At 66.6% G+C, this 19426-nt stretch carries 20 protein-coding genes; 9 read left to right on the top strand and 11 right to left on the bottom strand.

Going from position 1 to position 19426, the window contains the following annotated elements; all coding sequences use genetic code 11:
• Positions 1–24 precede the first annotated feature (24 nt).
• Genes ACSAGD_RS08760 through ACSAGD_RS08750 form a run of 3 tightly spaced genes read left to right on the top strand, consistent with a single transcriptional unit; the run spans position 25 to position 2415 of the window.
• Positions 25–858 carry an ADP-dependent NAD(P)H-hydrate dehydratase gene (locus ACSAGD_RS08760; RefSeq protein WP_437582341.1) on the top strand — a complete coding sequence of 278 codons (834 nt, stop codon included), beginning with the start codon at positions 25–27 and terminating at the stop codon, positions 856–858.
• Between the two features lie 9 nt (positions 859–867).
• A complete protein-coding gene (locus ACSAGD_RS08755) occupies positions 868–2094 on the top strand; it encodes a glycosyltransferase 87 family protein (protein ID WP_437582340.1) in 1227 nt (408 codons plus the stop codon).
• Positions 2095–2112: 18 nt separating this feature from the next.
• The gene (locus ACSAGD_RS08750) at positions 2113–2415 is read left to right on the top strand and encodes a thiamine-binding protein (RefSeq protein WP_437582339.1); all 303 of its coding nucleotides are present in this window, start codon (positions 2113–2115) and stop codon (positions 2413–2415) included.
• 41 nt (positions 2416–2456) lie between these two features.
• On the opposite strand, the gene ACSAGD_RS08745 is transcribed toward ACSAGD_RS08750, so the two are convergent.
• From ACSAGD_RS08745 to ACSAGD_RS08725, 5 genes are all read right to left on the bottom strand, one after another.
• Positions 2457–3098, bottom strand: a complete 642-nt coding sequence (locus tag ACSAGD_RS08745) for a response regulator (RefSeq protein WP_437582338.1) — start codon at positions 3096–3098, stop codon at positions 2457–2459.
• A 40-nt stretch (positions 3099–3138) separates the two neighbouring features.
• Positions 3139–4332 carry a hypothetical protein gene (locus ACSAGD_RS08740; protein WP_437582337.1) on the bottom strand — a complete coding sequence of 398 codons (1194 nt, stop codon included), beginning with the start codon at positions 4330–4332 and terminating at the stop codon, positions 3139–3141.
• Positions 4329–5564, bottom strand: a complete 1236-nt coding sequence (locus tag ACSAGD_RS08735; RefSeq protein WP_437582336.1) for a sensor histidine kinase — start codon at positions 5562–5564, stop codon at positions 4329–4331. The genes ACSAGD_RS08740 and ACSAGD_RS08735 overlap by 4 nt, the downstream gene beginning before the upstream one ends.
• Positions 5565–5611: 47 nt before the next feature.
• Positions 5612–6817, bottom strand: a complete 1206-nt coding sequence (metX, locus tag ACSAGD_RS08730) for a homoserine O-acetyltransferase MetX (protein ID WP_437582335.1) — start codon at positions 6815–6817, stop codon at positions 5612–5614.
• Between the two features lie 120 nt (positions 6818–6937).
• Positions 6938–8260, bottom strand: a complete 1323-nt coding sequence (locus ACSAGD_RS08725) for a bifunctional o-acetylhomoserine/o-acetylserine sulfhydrylase (RefSeq protein ID WP_437582334.1) — start codon at positions 8258–8260, stop codon at positions 6938–6940.
• A gap of 158 nt (positions 8261–8418) precedes the next feature.
• On the opposite strand from ACSAGD_RS08725, the gene ACSAGD_RS08720 reads away from it, so the two are divergent.
• From ACSAGD_RS08720 to ACSAGD_RS08695, 6 genes are read left to right on the top strand one after another with little or no spacing between them, the layout of a single operon-like run.
• The gene (locus ACSAGD_RS08720; RefSeq protein ID WP_437582333.1) at positions 8419–9348 is read left to right on the top strand and encodes a phosphotransferase; all 930 of its coding nucleotides are present in this window, start codon (positions 8419–8421) and stop codon (positions 9346–9348) included.
• Positions 9349–9357: 9 nt separating this feature from the next.
• Entirely contained in the window at positions 9358–10140 is a 783-nt protein-coding gene (locus ACSAGD_RS08715; RefSeq protein ID WP_437582331.1) for an SDR family oxidoreductase, read from the top strand.
• Positions 10130–10624, top strand: coding sequence for a phosphoribosyltransferase (locus ACSAGD_RS08710; RefSeq protein ID WP_437582330.1), 495 nt, complete (start codon positions 10130–10132; stop codon positions 10622–10624). The genes ACSAGD_RS08715 and ACSAGD_RS08710 overlap by 11 nt, the downstream gene beginning before the upstream one ends.
• Positions 10621–11328, top strand: coding sequence for a Type 1 glutamine amidotransferase-like domain-containing protein (locus ACSAGD_RS08705; protein ID WP_437582329.1), 708 nt, complete (start codon positions 10621–10623; stop codon positions 11326–11328). Before ACSAGD_RS08710 ends, ACSAGD_RS08705 begins: the two co-directional genes overlap by 4 nt.
• A 38-nt stretch (positions 11329–11366) precedes the next feature.
• On the top strand, positions 11367–12035 hold the full coding sequence (locus ACSAGD_RS08700) for a uracil-DNA glycosylase (protein WP_437585148.1): 669 nt from the start codon (positions 11367–11369) through the stop codon (positions 12033–12035).
• Between the two features lie 51 nt (positions 12036–12086).
• A complete protein-coding gene (locus tag ACSAGD_RS08695) occupies positions 12087–13514 on the top strand; it encodes an amidase (protein WP_437582328.1) in 1428 nt (475 codons plus the stop codon).
• Positions 13515–13526: 12 nt separating this feature from the next.
• On the opposite strand, the gene ACSAGD_RS08690 is transcribed toward ACSAGD_RS08695, so the two are convergent.
• The 6 genes from ACSAGD_RS08690 to ACSAGD_RS08665 are packed head-to-tail and all read right to left on the bottom strand — an operon-like array spanning position 13527 to position 19372.
• A complete protein-coding gene (locus tag ACSAGD_RS08690; protein ID WP_437582327.1) occupies positions 13527–14321 on the bottom strand; it encodes an ABC transporter ATP-binding protein in 795 nt (264 codons plus the stop codon).
• Positions 14318–15103, bottom strand: a complete 786-nt coding sequence (locus ACSAGD_RS08685) for an ATP-binding cassette domain-containing protein (protein ID WP_437582326.1) — start codon at positions 15101–15103, stop codon at positions 14318–14320. The genes ACSAGD_RS08690 and ACSAGD_RS08685 overlap by 4 nt, the downstream gene beginning before the upstream one ends.
• Entirely contained in the window at positions 15100–15975 is an 876-nt protein-coding gene (locus ACSAGD_RS08680) for an ABC transporter permease (protein ID WP_437582325.1), read from the bottom strand. Before ACSAGD_RS08680 ends, ACSAGD_RS08685 begins: the two co-directional genes overlap by 4 nt.
• On the bottom strand, positions 15972–16925 hold the full coding sequence (locus ACSAGD_RS08675) for an ABC transporter permease (protein ID WP_437582324.1): 954 nt from the start codon (positions 16923–16925) through the stop codon (positions 15972–15974). The genes ACSAGD_RS08680 and ACSAGD_RS08675 overlap by 4 nt, the downstream gene beginning before the upstream one ends.
• Positions 16922–18409 (bottom strand): ABC transporter substrate-binding protein, encoded by a 1488-nt coding sequence (locus ACSAGD_RS08670; RefSeq protein WP_437582323.1) that lies wholly within the window; start codon positions 18407–18409, stop codon positions 16922–16924. The genes ACSAGD_RS08675 and ACSAGD_RS08670 overlap by 4 nt, the downstream gene beginning before the upstream one ends.
• A 24-nt stretch (positions 18410–18433) precedes the next feature.
• Positions 18434–19372, bottom strand: coding sequence for an alpha/beta fold hydrolase (locus tag ACSAGD_RS08665; RefSeq protein ID WP_437582322.1), 939 nt, complete (start codon positions 19370–19372; stop codon positions 18434–18436).
• Positions 19373–19426 lie beyond the last annotated feature (54 nt).

Genomic DNA, 19426 nt, shown 5'->3' with positions numbered 1-19426 from the left:
TTCGCCAACCTATCGTGAGTGAGTATGGACTGGAGAGAGTGGACGGACGCCGATGCGGCGCGCGTGATCCGCGTGCCCGAGCTCGACGCCGACAAGTACTCGCGAGGTGTGCTCGGAGTGCTGACGGGGTCGACGACCTTTCCCGGCGCGGCGGTGCTCGGCGTGGAAGCCGCAGCACGCACGGGCGTCGGCATGATCCGCTACCTTGGGGACGACCGGCCAGCGCAGCTTGTGCTGCAGCGCCGGCCCGAGGTCGTCACTGCTGAGGGGCGGGTGCAGGCGTGGCTGATCGGATCCGGCATGGACGACGATGCTCTGCACGAGCGAGCCGAGGTTCTCGATGATGCGCTGGCATCCGGTCTCCCTGTCGTCCTCGATGCCGGCGCTCTCGATCTGGCCCGTCACGCGGAGCACCCGGAGAAGCTGATCCTGACGCCGCATGCCCGTGAACTCGCGCGGCTGCTCACGGCGGTCGGTGTCGATGCATCGCCTGATGAGGTGCGAGAGGATGCCACGACCTGGGCGCGCCGAGCCTGCGACGAACTCGGCGCGACCGTCCTGCTCAAGGGAGCGACGACGCACGTCGCGGATCCGATGAACCGTGCCTACACGGTCTCGGGAGCGACGTCGTGGCTCGCAACGGCCGGTACCGGGGACGTGCTCGGCGGAGTGATCGGCGCTCTCGCCGCGACCTCGTCCGGCGCCGCCCTGGCGGATGTTGCTGCGACCGGAGCGCTGCTGCACGCCTCTGCTGCGCTGACGGCCTCACGGGGAGGCCCCATCGCCGCGCTCGATGTCGCGGAGTCTCTGCCCGCAGCGGTCGCGTCCCGAATCGGGCCGAGTCCGGCGGCCTCATAAGATGATCCTGTGAGAAGTCGCTACGCGCTGTGGTCCGCATTCATTGCGGCACACGCGCTCGCAGCGCTTCTCGCGCTCACAGCTCCTGGCCTCCCGCTCGGAGACGTCACATTCGTCTATCGCGAGTGGGTTGGCCAGGCCATCCATCAGGACATGATCGTGGGCATTACGGAGCCGTGGGTCTACCCGATCCTCGCGCTCGTCCCGATGCTCGCTGCGGCGGTCTTCGGGCTCGACCATTTCGGCGTCACGTGGCTCGTTCTCGTCTCTGCGCTCGACATGGTTGCCTTCGCGGTCCTGATCCGCGGAGGACGCAGACGTCGCATCGCCGCCTGGTGGTGGACGGCGTTCATCGTGTGCCTCGGCCCGATCGCCCTCGCCCGCATCGACGCGGTCACTGTGCCGCTGTCTGTTCTCGGCGTCCTCCTCGCACTTCGAGCACCAGCGGTCGCGGGGGCGCTCCTCGCAGCCGCAACATGGATGAAGGTTTGGCCCGCGGCGCTCATCTGCGCGCTGGTCATCACCGTGAAGGCACGCTGGCGCATCGTGATGGCAGGCGTCGCCGTGACCGTAGCCGCGGCGGGCGGCGCACTCGCGCTCGGATCCGGGATGAACGTGCTCAGCTTCCTCACGGAGCAGACCGGTCGCGGCCTCCAAGTCGAGGCGCCGCTTTCGACGATCTACCTCTGGCAGGCGGCGCTCGGGGCTCCCGGAGCCTTCATCTACTACGACAGGGCGATTCTCACCTTTCAGGTGACGGGAACACAGGTCGATGTCGTGATCGCACTCGCGACACCGCTGCTCGCGGCATCCGTTCTCGCCGTCTGCCTCACCGGTCTGCGAGCTGTGAAAGCCGGTGCTCCGCGGGCGCAGACGATTCCCACCCTCATGCTCGCGCTCGTGACCGCTCTGATCGTGTTCAACAAGGTCGGCTCGCCTCAGTTCATGGTGTGGCTCGTCGCTCCCGTGATCGCGGGCGTGGTCCTGCGGGGGCGCGACTTCTTCATTCCCGCTCTGGTCGCGTTGGGTGTCGCGTGTCTCACGCAGCTGGTCTACCCGTACTTGTACTGGACTCTGCTGAACGCCTGGCTTCCAATGGTCATCGTGCTGACCGTGCGCAACATCGGCACGATTCTGATCTTCGCCTGGTCAGTCACGCGATTGTGGCGCGCCGGCTCAGAGGCCTATCGTCGGAGTGCAGGTTGGCACGCCTCCCTCGAAAGGCGGGGTGTCTGAGTCTTAGGAGGTAGTCGGATGCTGGTGGCATTCTCCGTCGCGCCGAGCGGCACCGGACGGACGGACGGCTCCGTCCACGATGCGGTAGCGGCCGCAGTGAAGATCGTGCGGGAGTCTGGTCTGGAGAACCGCACGGATGCGATGTTCACGACGATCGAAGGCGAATGGGACGAAGTGATGGACGTCGTTCGTCGCGCGACCGAAGCCGTAGGAGCATTCGGCTCACGCGTCTCGCTCGTTCTCAAAGCGGATATTCGGCCCGGTCACACGGGAGAGCTCACAGGCAAGCTCGAGCGGCTCGAGCGCGCGATCGACGATTGAGCTGTCGGCCGTGAACTGACTGCCTCGCACGAGCGGGGCAGTCAGTTCACGATGATGCCGTCGGAGATCGCCTGCTTGCGGAGCGCGACCTTGGTGCCGACGTCGATGCCCATATTGCGGTACTTCTCGCGGATGCGCTTCAGGTAGGACTTCGCGGTCTCCTCGGAGATGCCGAGCTCGTATGCGACTGATTTGACGGGCTCTCCACCGGCGTACAGTGCCATCACGCGACGCTCTTGCGCACTCAGTCGAGGCGACAGAGACTTCGAGCGACCCAAGGCCGCATCGAGCTCGGCGGAGACATAGGAGTCGCCCTTCTGCGCTGATCGGATGGCCTCGACCATCGCCGAGGCGGGCTCGCTCTTGACGACATAGCCGAGGGCACCGGCGGCGAGAGCCTCGCGAACGACACCAGGATCCGAGTAAGCACTCATCACGACGGTAGGAACGCCGGTCGTCTTCAGCGTCGACAGCTTCAGCGAGACGGGGATGTTGTCCTTCAGATCGAGGTCGAGGAGGACCACGTCAACAGGGAACCCAGGGTGGGTGAGAAGCTCGGGCCACGTCGGAACGGCCGCCACGACATCGACGTCGTGCGCGCTGCCGCTGATCCACTCAGTGAACGCATTGAGGATCATTCGGTGGTCGTCGACGATCGCCACACGGATCTTCGCATCGGACATTGTTTTCCCCTCGCTTACCTGTCAGCAGTTCTAGGGCCGGTCATTCCGGCTGCACGGCCATATCGCATTCCAAAGCGAATCTCATTCCATGCGGAGTCTGAGTATCCACGACACCACCGACACTGCGCAGCGCGGCCCACGCAGCGGGTTCGACGCGGCTGCGCCGGAGCTCATAGACGATGATCTCGACGTGGAAGCGGCGCTGCGGCCCGGCCACACGCTGCACCGTGTATGGAACGCCGATGCGGAGCCGTGCCCGACGTTCGGGACCGTCGGTCGTCTGCACGAGAAGCCACAGCGCGGAAAGCAGACCGTCTCGCTGGACCGGCTGAAGGTAGGCGGCGCCCGCGCTCGGGTCATCGAGCGTCACATTGCCGCGCAGCACGGCCGACTCCTCGATCGCGTGATAGAGCCACGTATTCTGCCGGTCGTCCGCGAGATAGCTGCGCAGCTCGGTGGCGAGTTCGGCCGCGTGCTCGGCTTCGCCTGCGGGCAGAGGAAGCGGCAGCTCGCCGGAGGCGACGCGCTCGAAGATCTTCTCGACGTCGCGGTCGAGTGAGGTGAGTCGTGCTGAGACGAAGAATCCTGGTCCGAATGCCGGCGCGCTCACGGTGCTCTGGATCATGACGCGATCAAGCGCCTTCCTGCTCAGTCTGCGGTAGGCGTCCATCGCCAGGCAGGCGATGAGCGGAGGTGCGACCGTGACCATCAGCATGGTGAGCTGGGCGCCGACCGCGGGCGGACGCTCGTGGGCACCGCTCAGGGCGAGCGCGACGAGAGCGCAGCCGAGGATGCCCGTGCAGATCAGGATCTCCCGAATGGGCCGAAGTGAGACCGCTGCGATCAGGACTCCGCCGATCGCGCACGCCGCAGTCGGCAGCTGATTCGTGCCGATCCTGCCCCACACGGACCAGACGTCGATGGCAGCCACGACGGCGAATGAGGCGGAGGCTGCCGCGAACGCGCGCGTCGTGAGGTGGAAGCCGGCGTTGCGCACGGCACGGAGCGTGAGGGTGATCGTGATCAGGAAGAGCGCCCATGCGACGATGTTCCAGTGCAGGGCGGAGTAAGAAGCGAGATCGGTTATGAAGCGCAGGAATCCATAGACCACGATGATGGCGCCCGCGAGGCCGGGGCCCACTCCGAATCGGGACGTGCCGAGCGCCGCTTGAGACGTGGCGCGGAGACCCGCGATGCGAGACCGCTGAGAGCCGGACGGTGTCGTTGTCGTCACTTCGGAACCTCCAGCACGACGGTGGTTCCGGCGCCGATCGCGGAGAAGACGCGAACGGATCCGCCAGCCTCCTCGATGCGAGCGACGATGGACTGTCGGAACCCGAGATGACCTCCGGGAATCTGCGACGGGTCGAAGCCGACGCCGGCATCCGTCACGACCCCGCGAACGACGACGCCGTCGTCGCTCAACGTCACGTGCGCTTCAGTCACCTTGGCATGGCGACGGACGTTCTCGACGCACTCGACGAGTGCGTTGATGAATGCGTCGAGCTTTGAATGCTCGAGTCCGAGCTGGCCGGAGCCGTGCCAGGTCACAGCCAGCTCTGTGCCGTTGAAGCGGCTCTTGACCGCCTCGAGCGTTCCGCCCAGCTGCAGCTCGGCCGTATGCGTCAGCGTGTACTGACCCGAGGCGCGCGGATTCGGACTCTCACCCTTGCGGAGACGGGTGAGCAGCTCGCGGTCGCTCGCCGCCTGTGCGCGAAGCGTGGCGGCATCCACACCGACTCCTGAGTGCGAGAGCAGAGTGAGCGTCGCGAGCGCGGTGTCATGAAGCAGCCGCGCGCTCCTCAAGCGGGAGGCTTCGGTCTCGCTCGCCCGACGCTCAAGGTTATGGGCGCGGCCGATGCTGACGATGCGTCGGCTGACCCGCGCCTGACTGCTCACAAGCCACACGCCGAAGACGAGGCACAGCAGCCAGAGCACGCAGATGAGCGAGGTGAGGCCGATGACGCGATACCCGGCAAGCCCGATTGAGAGCGAAAGCATCAGCACGACGGCGAGCGTCGCGACCCACGCGGATGCCAGAGAGGCGACGCCGCCCCTTGTGGCTGTGAGCGTCACGGCGAGCGAGCCGATTCCCCATCCCGCGACGATCCCCATCGAAGCTCCGATCGAGAAGTTGATGCCGGTCTCGGGGGTGCCGGCGGTGATGGCGAGAAGAGTGAGGATGCCGGCGCCGAAGACGCAGACCTGTGCGAGGGGAGAGCGCCGCCGCCACAGCCACACGATGGCGAGGCCGAGGACGAGATGCGCCGCGGCGACGAGCGGGAAGGCGGCGAGATGGACGGCGCCGGGAATGAGATTCGCGACGAGGGACACCGCTGTCCCGGTGATTCCGAACGCGAACGCCGTCGTCGAAACGAGCTGTGCGTGCTGCGCCGCGAAGAAGTCGAGCGACTCATGGTGCTGACGCCCGGGAGTGGGCGCCGCGATCTCACGCCACACGGCCATCTGCGTCACTCCTTGCCGGTCTTTCTGCAAGTCTATGCGCTCGCTGGCTATGCGCTGAAGAGCCGCCGGAGTTCGCGTGACACGAGCGCATGCTCGATGAGGAATGCATCGTGACCGAACTCGGAGGAAATCACGCTCGCTGAGTCGCCGTCGATGTTGCCGGGCACGCCGACGGCGATCTGCTCCTGCCCCGCGACGGGGAAGAGCCGGTCGCTGTCAATGCCGAGGACGAGTGTCGGCATCGTGATGGCTGAGAGAGCGTTCGCGACCCCGCCTCGACCGCGGCCGACGTCGTGCGAGTTCATCGCCTCGACGAGCACCGTGTAGCTGTTTGCGTCGAAGCGGCGCGTGAACTTGTTGCCATGGAAGTCGATGTAGGACTCGACCGCGAAGCGCCCGCCGTGTCCGAGTGGGCTGATCTCCGACTGCCACGTGCGCGCGAAGCGCCGGTTCAGCTCGTGCGGGCTGCGGTAGTTGATCATCGCGAGACGCCGGGCGAGAGCGAGGCCGCGATGAGGGCCGGCGCCGTCCGCTGCATCGTAGTACTGACCGCCGTGGAAGAACGGATCGGTGCGGATCGCTTCGATCTGGACGGTGTTTTGGGCGATCTGATCAGCGGTGGATTCCGGCGGAGCCGCGATCACGGCGAGACGACGGACACGATCAGGGAAGGACGCTCCCCACTCGAGCGCGTGCATGCCGCCCATGGACCCACCCACGACCGCGGCCCACGTCTCGATACCCAGATGATCGGCGAGCCTCGCTTGAGCGTGCACCTGGTCGCGGACGGTGGTGTAGGGAAAGCGCGCGCCCCACTCGACGCCGTCGGGGGCGAAGCTCGAGGGACCGGTCGAGCCCTGGCATCCGCCCAGCATGTTCGGGGCGATGACGAAGTAGCGGTCAGTGTCGATGACGAGGCCCGGCCCGACGATGTCTTCCCACCAGCCGGCGGTCGCGTGACCGTCGCCGGCGGGGCCGACGACGTGCGAATCGCCGGTCAGCGCGTGGAGCACCAGGATGGCGTTGTCACGATCGTCGTTGAGAGTTCCCCACGTTTCATAGGCCAGACGCGCGTTCGGAATGGCACCGCCCGCTTCGAAGGAGAACTCGCCAAGGTTTGCGAACTGACGCGCACCGGGCGCGTCGCCGTCGCGCCAGGCGCCACTTGCAGGGGGACGCCCGATGACAGTGCGGCTGTCGGCTTCGGTGATGAAGCTCCACGGCACCGTGTCATCGAGTCGCTGCGAATGCATGGAACCATTTTCGCTGGGGTTCCTGAGCGTCCGGGCATTGTTACGGGGCCAATGGAGAGAAGAGGGGCGGATGCTCGCAGCATCCGCCCCTCTTCTGATGTCTGATCAGCTAGCTGATGATCAGCGCGCAGCCTGCGCGACCTGGCGTGCGGCAGCGAAGGCTTGCTCGAGGTCGGCCTTGAGGTCGTCGAGGTTCTCCAGACCGACCGACAGGCGCACGAGCCCCGGCGTGACTCCCGCCGTGAGCTGCTGCTCCGGCGACAGCTGCGAGTGCGTCGTGGATGCCGGGTGAATGACGAGCGAGCGCACATCCCCAATGTTCGCGAGGTGCGAGAAGAGCTGCAGGCTGTTCACGAACTCCCGACCCGCGTCGACGCCTCCCTTGAGCTCGAACGAGAGCACGGCGCCGACGCCCTTCGGGGCGTAGGTGTTCGCCTTCTCGTACCACGGGCTCGAGGGCAGGCCCGAGTAGTTCACGCTCGCGATGTCCGGGTGCTCCTCGAGCCATTCGGCGATCTCCTGCGCATTCTGAACGTGACGCTCGATGCGAAGCGAGAGGGTCTCGATGCCCTGGATGAGCTGCCAGGCGCTCGCCGGAGCGATCGCCGAGCCGAGGTCGCGGAGCAGCTGCACGCGCGCCTTGATGATGTACGCGATCGAGTCGCCGAGAACCGTGGTGTAGCTCGCGCCGTGGTACGACGGGTCCGGCTCGGTGAGACCGGGGAACTTGTCGACGTGCTTGGACCATTCGAACGTGCCACCGTCGACGATGACCCCGCCGATGACGGTGCCGTGGCCGCCGAGGAACTTCGTGGCGGAGTGCGTCACGATGTCAGCACCGTGTTCGAGCGGACGGATGAGGTATGGGGTTGCGATCGTGTTGTCGACGATGAGCGGCACGTCATTGCTGTGAGCGACCTCGGCCACTCCCGCGATGTCGAGAACGTTGATGCGCGGGTTGCCGATGGTCTCGGCGAAGAACGCCTTTGTGTTCGGACGGACGGCGCGACGCCATTCGTCGAGGTCGTCCTGGTCTTCGACGAACGTGACCTCGATGCCGAGCTTCGCGAGCGTGTACTTGAACAGGTTGTAGGTGCCGCCGTAGATCGAGGACGAGGAGACGACGTGGTCGCCGGCCTGCGCGATGTTGAGGATGGAGAAGGTCGACGCGGCCTGGCCTGAGGCGAGGAGCAGGGCTCCGGTGCCGCCCTCGAGAGCGGCCACGCGCTGCTCGACGACATCCTGCGTGGGGTTCTGGATGCGCGTGTAGATGTTGCCGAACTCGGCGAGAGCGAAGAGGTTCTTCGCGTGCTCCGTGTTGTCGAACACATAGCTCGTCGTCTGATAGATCGGCGTGGCGCGGGACTTCGTGACGGGGTCGGGAGCAGCCCCCGCGTGAATCTGCAGGGTCTCGAACTTCCAGTTCTCGGGTGCGTCTGTCATGGTGTTCCCTCTATCTTCGGGTTGCGTCGCGTTGGACGAGTGGCTGACTTCGAGGGTAGGGCGGGGGATGCCTGTGGCCAAGGGGCTCTGAAACATGACGTCATGTTGACGTCCCCGTGCCTCGCAGTGGGACCCGAGTCTCTCGCTACGATGTTGCGATGAGCGTGACGACGAGGCTGCAGTGGTCCGAGGTCCCCGAGCCGCTCGCCGAACAGATCGGCGAGGTGTGCGGCGGGCAGATCCAGGCAGCCGAAGGCCAGCACCGCGGATTCTCGTCCGGTGTCGCGGCGCGAGTTCAGACCAGCGGTGGAGGACGTGCCTTCGTCAAGGCGATCTCAGCGCGGCGTAATGCGGAGACCGTTGAGCTCTTCCGACGCGAGGCGCGGGTGCTGCGTCGCATCCAGGGGCGCGCGAAGTCAGCAGATCTCATCGCGGAGCTCGCCCACGACGACTGGCTGGCGCTCGTGATCGAGGACGTCGAGGGCAGGCATCCAGAACCGTCGGACGTCACTCGCGTGCTGGATGCCCTCACGGAGCTGCCCGAGGATCACGCGGACGACGTGCTCCCCGCTCTCCACGATGAGCTGGCCCCCGATCTGCGGGGTTGGGAGAACCTCGCCGACGCCGCTGCTCAGGATCTTCCCGAATGGGCGCGGCGAAACTACGGCGATCTTCGGCGTCGCATGAGCGAGGCAGCCGAGGCGGTACGCGGATCTCACCTCGTGCACGGAGACTTTCGCGACGACAACATCCTCATTGACAGGAATGGCGAGGTGCGTATCGCCGACTGGCCGTGGGCGTGTGTCGGATGCCGCTGGTTCGACGCTCTCACCTACCTCCTCGAGCTGCGCCGGATCGGCGCCGACGTCGATGCGGAGCGTCTGACATCCGAGCATCCGATCTTCGCTGACGCCGAGCCGGCCGCAGTGACCGCCGTGCTGTCCGCACTCGCCGGGACATTCCTCGATCGAGCACGACGACCGGCGCCCCCAGCGATGCCCACACTGCGGGCCTTCCAGCGCGACGAGGGGGAGGCATCGCTCGCGTGGGTCCGCGCGCGAGTGGAGCGACGCCCCATGGTCTTCTAGGCTGGTCCCATGACAGTGAAACGCGCGGTCGTCACCGGAGCGAGCTCGGGAATCGGATGGGCGACCGCCGTTCGCCTTGTCGAGGACGGATGGGATGTCGTCGGGGTCGCCCGTCGTGCCGACCGACTCGAGAACCTGGCACGCGAGTGCGGAGCGCAGGTCTTCACCGCGGACGTCACGCGGCAGGACGACGTCGACGCGCTCGCCGACTACGTCGCGGCGACGGGTGGCGCGGACGCCGTGGTCTGCAACGCGGGCGGAGCCCTGGGTCTCGCGAGCGTCGAGGACTCCGACCCAGCGGACTGGCAGCGGATGTACGACGTGAACGTTCTCGGAACGAAGCGCGTCGTTTCGTCGCTGCTGCCGATCCTGCGCGACTCCATCGAACCGGGCGGCGCGGCATCCATCCTCGGTGTGACCTCGATCGCCGGCCAGACCGCCTACGAGAATGGCGCCGGCTACAACGCAGCCAAGTTCGCTCAGCGCGCGCTGCTTCAGGCGCTCCGGCTGGAGCTCGCCGGTGAGCCGATTCGGGTGATCGACGTGGCGCCGGGCCTTGTGCACACTGAGGAGTTCTCGCTTGTCCGCTTCGGCGGCGACAGGGAACGCGCCGATGCCGTCTACGCTGACGTTCCGGATCCGCTCTCGGCGGAGGACATCGCGGCGACGATCGCGTATGCGCTCGGCGCACCCGCGCATGTGAACATGGACCAGATCACGGTGAAGCCCGTCGCGCAGGCGGCTCCCCACAAGCTCATCCGAGGAGAATTGAAGGTGCGAAATGAGCGATGAACGCGAAGTGCTGACGTGGGACGACTTCGGGGAGGCCTCTCGCGATCTTGCGCGGCAGGTACTTGCGGAGGGGTATGCCCCCGACATCGTGGTCGCCGTCGCACGCGGAGGCCTTCTGCTCGCCGGGTCCATCGCGTACGCGCTCGGCACGAAGAGCTGCGGCAGCATCAACGTGGAGTTCTATACGGACATCGAGGAAACTCTTCCTGAGCCGGTCGTGCTCCCGCCTGCGCTCGATGCCCCGAGCCTGAAGGGCAAGCGCGTTCTGCTCGTCGACGATGTCTCCGACTCCGGCAAGACTCTCGCGCTTGTGGTGGAGCTGCTCGCCCGGCACAGTGCCGAGGTCCGCTCCGTGACGCTGTACTCCAAGCCCCGCACGGTGCTCGAGCCGGACTTCGTGTGGCGCCGCACCGACCGTTGGATCACCTTCCCCTGGTCGGCGCTGCCGCCCGTGGCGCTCGATGACGAGGCGGCATCCGCGTGAGCATCTATCTCTGCGGCGGTGGCGATGTCGATCTCGCTCCTTTCATCGCGGATGCCGCAGCGCGAGCCGCGCTGCGGAACGCTGAGGCTCCGCGAATCGCGGTCATCACGGTGGATCAGGGCGAAGAGCACATCTATGCAGATGAACTCATCTCTGCACTCGAAGAGGCGGGCGACTGCGACGCCGTGTCGCTGTCGTATGGAAGCGACGATGACGCGGACCTTGCGGATCTCGTGGACATCGATGCCGTGTTCGTCGGCGGAGGGCCGACAGTCGAATACTTGCGCGTGCTTGCACCGATCGTGGGGGAGATCCGACGGCGCGTGGCCGAAGGGATGCCGTATTTCGGTGTCTCCGCCGGAGCTCTCGCAGCCGCCGAGCGCGCGTTCGTCCGTGGGCATGCGATCGGCGGAGTTGCGGTAGCGCCCGACATGATCGGCGAGGGCGCCGACGAGATCGAGCTGGACAGCGGCATCGGACTCATCGACGTAACGGTCGACGTACACGCCGCTCAGTGGGGCGCTCTCGGCAGACTCATCGCGGCCACAGAGGCTGGCATGGCGTCCGGCGGCGTCGCAATCGACGAGAACACCGCGCTCGTCGTCGCGGAAGGCGGCCTCCACGTGATCGGAACCGGCACGGTGTGGCAGGTGATCCCCGCCGACCACGGCGTCAGCGTCTCGACGATGGCAGCCGAGTCGTGAGTCCGCAGACGCTCGCCGAGCTCGCGGCATCCGGCGCCATGGACCCCGGGTGGGCAGAAGCGCTTGCTCCCGTGGCCGGAACGATCGCCGAGCTCGGTGATTTCCTCCGTTCCGAGAACGCGGCCGGACGCGGCTATCTCCCGCGTGGAGCGCACGTGCTGCGTGCCTTCGAGCAGCCGCTCGCGGACGTCCGCGTGCTGATCGTCGGGCAGGATCCGTACCCCACGCCGGGGCACCCCATCGGCCTCTCGTTCGCGGTCGATCCGGAGGTGCGGCCGCTGCCGCGCAGCCTGCAGAACATCTACCGAGAGCTGAACGACGACCTCGGCATCCCTCCCGCAACCACCGGCGACCTCACGGCGTGGACGCGCAACGGCGTCATGCTGCTGAACCGTGTGCTCACCGTGCAACCCGGCTCTCCCGCCTCGCACCGTGGAAAGGGCTGGGAGAGCGTGACGGAGCATGCTATCCGCGTGCTCGTCGAACGGAAGAGCCCGCTCGTGGCACTGCTGTGGGGACGCGACGCGCAGAGCCTGCGGCCGATGCTCGGCGGGACGCCTATCGTCGCGAGCGCCCACCCGAGTCCGCTGTCCGCCAGCCGCGGCTTCTTCGGCTCGCGTCCGTTCTCACGCGTGAACGAGCTGCTCGAACAGCAGGGCGCGTCGCCGGTGGACTGGCGCGTCGACGCGACTCAGCCGGCGCTCTGACGCCTGCCACCGAGCCAGCATCGATCGACCTCCGAACGGTAGCCTCGGCATATGGCTGACATCCATGAGCTCACCGCTCTCGACCTCTGGACCACGCTGCACAAGCGCGAGATATCGCCGCGTGAGGTGACCACGAGCGTGCTGAGGCGCATCGCGCAGGTCGACCCGGACGTCGGCGCTTTCGTGACTGTCACAGAGGATGCCGCGCTCGAACGCGCGGACGAGGTGGAGACGAGTCTTCCTCACACGCGTACCCTCTGGGGACTTCCTCTCGCGGACAAAGACCTTGTGAACCGACGCGGCGTGCCGACGGGCTTCGGATCGGAGCTGTTCCAGGGCGTCGTCGCCGAGGCATCCGACGAACTGGTCACGGTGCTCGACGACGCGGGCGCTGTGAGCGTCGGCAAGACGGCGACACCGGAGTTCGGTCTCTCCGGGTACACGGAGCCCCGCGCGACCGGGCGTGTGCGCAATCCCTGGAACAGGTCGCTCGGTGTGGGCGGATCCAGCGGGGGAGCGGCTGCCGCGGTCGCCGCGAGGATGCTGCCCTTCGCACCGGGCAGCGACGGCGGGGGGTCCGTACGCATTCCGGCAGCGGCGTGCGGCCTCGTCGGAATGAAGCCGACGCGGGGTCTCATTCCGTCGGCGAGCGGCATCACCTCCGTCGCCGGCCTCTCTGTCGGCGGCACGATCGCGCGTACCGTCTCGGATTCCGCGCTGCTTCTCGACGCCATGATCGCGCGTCGGAACGGCCAGATCGAACACCATTACGCGCTCCGTGCCCCCGACGATCACGACGGAGACTTCCTCGGCGCTGCTGTGCGGGGGGAGGGACGCTTTCAGCTCGGCATCCTCACCAACACACCGTGGGACGACGAGCTCGAGATCGTCGTAGACCCTGACGCCGCGAGAACGGTGAGGGATGCCGTCGAGCTCTTCACCGCGATGGGGCACGGCGCCGAGGAGTTCACGCTGCGGCACGACGGCCGGTACGGCGAGCGGTTCATGACGGTCTGGCACGCGTCGGCATCCACCCTGCCTCTCGACGGTGAGCAGCTCGAACGTCTCGAACCGCTGACGCGCCACCTGGTTGCGCGCGGCCGCGAGCTCACCGCACGGACGCTGTTGGAGACGCTCTCCGAGCTGACCGCATTCGAGCGCAGCGTCATCGAGCAGCTCTCCCGCTTCGACGCAGTGCTGACCCCGACACTTGCGCTGACGCCGCGGCCGCTCGGCTGGTTCGACGTCGACGACCCTGAAGAATGCTTCCGACTGCAGTGCGCGTACGAACCCTACACATCATTCGTCAACGTGGCAGGGCTGCCCGCGATCACGCTCCCCATCATCGAGACGGATGCCGGGCTGCCGATGGGCGTGCAGCTGATCGGTCGGCCCGGAGGGGAGGCCACACTGTTCGCGCTCGGTGCGCAGCTGGAGAGACGCGTACGGTGGCAGAACCGGCGTCCCGGTCTCAGCTGAGAGCGCTCGAGGTCACTGGTCGTCGGGGAGTTCCAGGCGCGGGACGGCGTCGAGCAGCCGCTTCGTGTACTGATGCTGCGGCTGCGACAGCACACGGTCGACCGGGCCCTCTTCGACCACGCGTCCGTTCGTCATGACAGCGACGTTCTCGCAGAGGTCGCGCACAACGCCGATGTCGTGCGAGACGAGCACCAGGGTCAGCCCGAGATCGTCCGTGAGGCCGCGGAGCAGGTCGAGGATCTGCGCCCGCACCGTCACGTCGAGAGCGCTCACCGGCTCGTCGCCGACGAGGAGCTTCGGCGAATGCACGATCGCGCGGGCGAGTGCGATTCGCTGGCGCTGACCGCCCGAGAACTCGTGCGGGTAGCGACCGGACATCTCCGGGTCGAGCCCAACCTGACCCAGGACCTCGCGCACGCGTGCCCGGTGGTCACCGGGAATGCGCAGTCCCCAAAGGGGTTCCGACACGATCCGGCCGACGGTCATCCGTGGGTCGAGAGAGGCGTAGGGATCTTGGAAGACGATGCCGGTCTCGCGACGGAACCACGCGGCGCGTCGTCCCGGTGTGACTCTGCGTCCGGCAAACTCCACGGTCCCTGCGGTCGGTGTGTCGAGTGCGAGCATGAGTCGAACGAGCGTCGTCTTCCCCGACCCCGACTCGCCGATGATGCCCAGAGAGGAGCCCTCCGCGATCTCCAGGTCGGTGGGCTCGAGTGCACGGGTCGTCTGACGGGCCGCGAAGACGCTCTCTCGGGGGAGCGCGTATTCGCGTGATAGTCCGCTCAGGCGGACAAGAGGTGCTTTCACTGACCCTCCTTCCGCCAGCTCGTCGCGCGCGCGGCATCCACGAGCTTTCTCGTCACTGCTGAGCTCGGCCGCCCGAGCAGCTGCGCGATGGGGGCGATTTCGGCGACGGAGCCGCGATCGAGAACCATCGCCTCATCGACGACGGACTGGAGCACGGCGAGGTCGTGCGTGATGAAGATGAGCGACGCACCGAGCTTCGTGACGACCCGGTCGAACACCTCGAGGATCTCCGCCTGGATCGTGACGTCGAGCGCCGTGGTCGGTTCGTCGGCGATGAGAACGTTCGGCTGTGCCGCGAGTGCGATCGCGATGCCGACGCGCTGACGCTGACCCCCGGAGAGCTGGTGTGGATAGCGTCCGAGCAGCGTCTCGGGGTCGGGCAGAGCGACGAGCCGCGCGAGTTCGAGCGTGCGCGATCGGCACGCGGAGCGTGAGAGTCCCTGATGGATGCGGAGCGGCTCGGCGATCTGCCGACCGACGGTTCTGATCGGGTTGAGAGCGGTTCGCGGCTCCTGAAACACCATGCCGATCTGAGACCCTCGGATGCGCGCCAGCTCGCGGTCCCGAAGCCCCACGAGCTCACGGTCGCCCAGGCGAATGCTCCCAGACACACGCGCCTGATCGGGAAGCAGACCCAGAAGTGCGAGCGCTGTCATGGACTTGCCCGACCCGGATTCGCCGATGACCCCGAAGCGGCAGCCGTCTGGCACTTCGAACGACACACCGTCGACGACGGCGCGGCCGCCGATCGTCACGGTCAGGTCGGAGACGGAGAGCCTCACGCGGTGATCACCGCCGAACGTCCGAGTCGCGGATCGGTCGCGTCGCGCAGCCCGTCGCCGAGGAGGTTGAAGCCGAGCACGGTGACCGTGATCGCGATGCCCGGCCAGACGACCGAGAGGGGGTGGATGCCGATGTAGCGCTGCAGCTCCGCGAGCACGCGACCCCACGACGGCATCGAGACGGGCGCTCCGTAGCCGAGATACGAGAGCCCCGTCTCGGCGAGAACCGCGACGGCCATGCACCACGAGAGCTGAACGATGAACACGGGCGCCACGTTGGGGAGCACGTGTCGCGTGAGGTTCCGAATGGGCCCGAGACCGGATGCCGTGCCAGCGACCACGTACTCGGAGCGGGAGACCCGGCGGATCTCCGGTCTGCTCACTCGGCCGACGTTCACGCCGAAGCTGATGCCGACAGCGACGATGACGACCGCAAGAGAGCCGCCGAATGCGGACGCGAGCATCATGGCGATCAGGAGAGTCGGAAAGGCGATCAGGATGTCGATGAGCACGGCGATCGTCTCTCGGAACCAGCGCGCGGTCAGTGAGCCGAGGGCGGAGAACACGATTCCGATGACGGCGGCGACCACGGCGGAGCCGATGGCGACTTGGAGCGTCACTCGAGAGCCAGCGAGCAGAACGCTGAAGATGTCGCGCCCGATGTTGTCGGTGCCGAGCAGATGCTCGGCACTCGGAGGCTGCCATTTCGACAGTACATCGGTCTGCACCGGGTCGAACGGGGTCCAGACGAGAGAGACCGCCGCGCACACGATGAGCAGCGCGGTTGTGGTGAGTCCGAAGAGACCGGAGGGACTGCGAAGCAGCGCGCGAGCCCACCCCGGTCGGTGATTGTTCTGGGGCGCGGCCGTCATGCTGCGGACTCCCGCTGACGGGGATCGATGACGCGTGCGGCGATGTCGACGAGAGTGCCGATGACGAGCACGAGCCCTGTCATCACGAGCACCTCGCCCTGCACCTTCATGAGGTCGCGGTTGCCGACATCGGCCACGAGCATCCGACCGATCCCGGGGAGATTGAAGAGCTGCTCGATGATGACGGCGCCGACGAGGAGACCGGCGATCTGCAACGCGAGCACCGAGACGACCGTGAGCGCCACGTTCGGCAGCCCGTGCGTGATGAGGGCTCGCGTACGCGTGAGCCCCTTCGCCGCTGCCGTGCGCACGTAGTCCTGTCCCATCGCTTCGAGCGCTGCCGAGCGGATGAAGCGCAGGAGCACGGCACCCTCGACAACACCGATGGTGAGCGCCGGGAGCAGAAGCGAGTACAGAGCGCGGCCCGGCTCGTCCCATCCGGCGCGCGGAAAGCCCTGAGGAGGAAACCAGCCGAGAGTGACAGCGAAGACGACGACGAGAAGCATCCCTGCCCAGACGACGGGAACAGCGGCGATCGCCTGCGAGGCCATGCTCATCGCGGAGCCGGCGATCGTCCGGTGTTTCAACGCCGAGAGGATGCCGAGCGGGATGCTGATCACCAGCGCGATCACGAGGGAGAGCACCGAGAGCGGGATGGTCACCTGCGCCTTCTCGATGAGCTCGTGGGCGATTGACGAACCGGTCAACATCGACTGGCCGAGGTCTCCGTGGAGGATGCCGCCGATCCACTCTGCATATTGGACGAGCAGCGGTCGATCGAGCCCGAGGGACTGCCGGAGAGCCTCCACCTGCTCGGGGGTGCTGTCCGTTCCTGCAATGACCTGCGCGACGTCCCCGGGCAGCACTCGGAGGGTCGCGAAGATCAGCGCGCTGGCGACGAACAGCCCCACGACGAGCAGAAGGAGGCGCGTCAGGACGAATCGAATCACGTGGTCACTGCGAGAGAGCTCAGATCGAGTCGTGCATTGGGGGAGTCGGTGGGGAAGCCTGTGATGCCTTCGGCGACGGCGGTCAGCGTCAGAGCGTTGTACAGCCAGTCGGCGGCGTGATCCTCTGCCACGATGCGGGCTGCCTCCTTGAGCTTCTCACTGGCCACGTCGGGGTCGGTGGCTCGGATGGACTCCTGATAGAGCTTCTGCACGTCAGGGTTGTCGTAGCCGAAATAGTAGTCGGGGTTCGCCCAGTTGCCGAAGTCACGCGGCTCGAGGTGGTCGACGAAGCTGAGGTCGTAGTCCTTGTTCGTGTACACGTCGTTGAGCCAGGTCGAGAATTCGACGGAGTCGACCTTGAGCGTGACTCCGACCTTCTTGTACGCCGAGACGAGCAGGTTCGGAACGGTCGTTCCGTAGATGTTCGGAACCGTCAGCGTGAGGGAGAGATCCTCGGCGCCGGCGTCCTTCAGCAGCTTCTCCGCAATCTTCGGCTCGTACGGACGCACATCGGTGAGATCCTCGTATCCAGGGTCGAGCGGCGGAATAGGTCCGCCCATCTCGACGCCGGCACCGCCGATTGCGTCGATGATGGCTGAGTGGTCGACGGCGAGGCGAAGCGCCTTGCGAACCCGGACGTCGTCGAGCGGGGCCTTCGCGTTATTGAAAGCGAGGGTGTACTTATCGGTCGTCTTTCCCTCGGTGACCGCGAATTCGGTGCCGTCGAACTGCTCGCGCAGGTTCGGGTCCACCGCGGTGAGCACGTCGAGGTCACCTGCCAGAGCGGCGTTCACACCAGCGGTCGTGTCGCCGATGTACACGAACACGACGGACGCGACCTTGGCAGCATCCCCCCAGTAGTCGTCGTTTCGTGCGAGGGTGATCGAATCTCCCTGCTTCCACTCGTCCAGCGTGAACGGCCCGGTGCCGTTCGCAGCGGTCGACAAGTCAGTGTCATCGTCCTTCTGGAGGACCAGTCCGGCCCGGCCGGTGAGGTTCCACAGCAGGTTCGAATCCGGCTCGCTGAGGGTCAGCGTGACCGTGTCATCGTCGGTCGCTTCGATGCTCGTCACCGATTCGAGAAGAGCGTGGTCGCGCAGCTCGGGGTCGTCTTTCACCTGAGTGAGCGACCAGACCACGTCTTCGACCGTCAGCGCATCGCCGTTGTGGAAGGTGATGTCGTGGTTGATGTCGAAGGTGTAGGTGAGACCGTCATCGCTGATCTCATGTGAGGATGCGATCGTGTCGACGATTTCACCCTCCTGCGTCCTCGATACCAGGCCCTCGTAGACGTTGTCGATGAGCACCTGGTCGAGCGCTGCTCCGGACGTGCGGCGGATATCTAGGTCGGTCGGCTCGAGCACGAGGCCGACGGAGACCGAGGCATCCTTTCCAGACTTCTCGGGGGCGCCGCCTCCGGTGCAGCCGCTGAGCAGCAGCGCCGCCACGGCAGCGACGCCGAGTGCGACGTATCTGGTTCTCATGCGATGGGATCCTTTCGAGAGACGTCAGGCGCCTGACGTGTGCTGTTCGCCGGTCGATGATGTCATACCGGCCTGATCGAGGAACTGGGTGATGAGGCGTGCGAGGCCGACGGGGTCGTCCTCCTGGACATTGTGCCCGGTCTCGGTCGTCGCCACGCGTGCACGCGCAACGCGGTCGAGAAGAGCTCGTGCCATCTCATCGGAGACGAAACCGGATGCTGCACGCACTAGCAGCACGGGAACGTCGAGAGCCTCAAGCATCCGCCACAGCACCTCGCGATCGCCCTCGAGTCGGGGAAGCGTGCCTCTCAGATCGGCGAGATGATGCGTAAACACCACGCGCCCGTCATCACGCACGCGAGTGTTGAGCGCGACGCCGCGCGCGACCGCTTCTCGAGAGACTCCGATCCCGAACGAGCGGGCGTAATCCACGATCTCATCACGACTCGCGAAGTCCTGCGGGCCAGAGAGGAAGCTCTCGATCGGAGAGGCCTGCTCAGTGCCGACGTCGGGTGTGATGTCGACGAGGACGAGCCCGGTCACGGCACCCGGATGACGCGCGGCCAGCGCGATCGCGGCGAGACCACCGAGCGAGTGCCCGACGATGGGCTGACAGGTCGCTCCCGTCCGCTCGAGGACGGACCACACGGCCGTCGCGATGCTCAGCGGCCTGTAGTCCGCGTCGGTGCGCCACTCTGACGAGCCATGGCCAGGGAGGTCGATGGCTATCGAGGTGCGTCCGAGCGCGGCAGCCGTCGCATCCCAGGTGTGCGCGTTGAGAGCGGCGCCATGAAGGAGCGTGACGGCGGGCGCTCCCGTGCCGTGGAGGAGAAAGCTGACCGCACGGCCGTCTCGATCTCGGAGCGTGTCGCGTTCGATGGCAGGAAGAGGCTCGGGGATGCCGAACTCACGGGCTTCCTCCGTGCGGAAGCGGAACTCGTCGTCCGCTGATGCGGTCGTCATGTGTGGCTCCTCGGAGTGTCTGAAGCTGTGCTGCGTCCATTATCGGGTGGCGAA

Source organism: Paramicrobacterium salitolerans (assembly GCF_051513965.1).
In the GTDB taxonomy this organism is placed as follows: Bacteria; Actinomycetota; Actinomycetes; order Actinomycetales; family Microbacteriaceae; genus Paramicrobacterium.
This window is presented reverse-complemented; position numbering and strand designations above follow the sequence as displayed.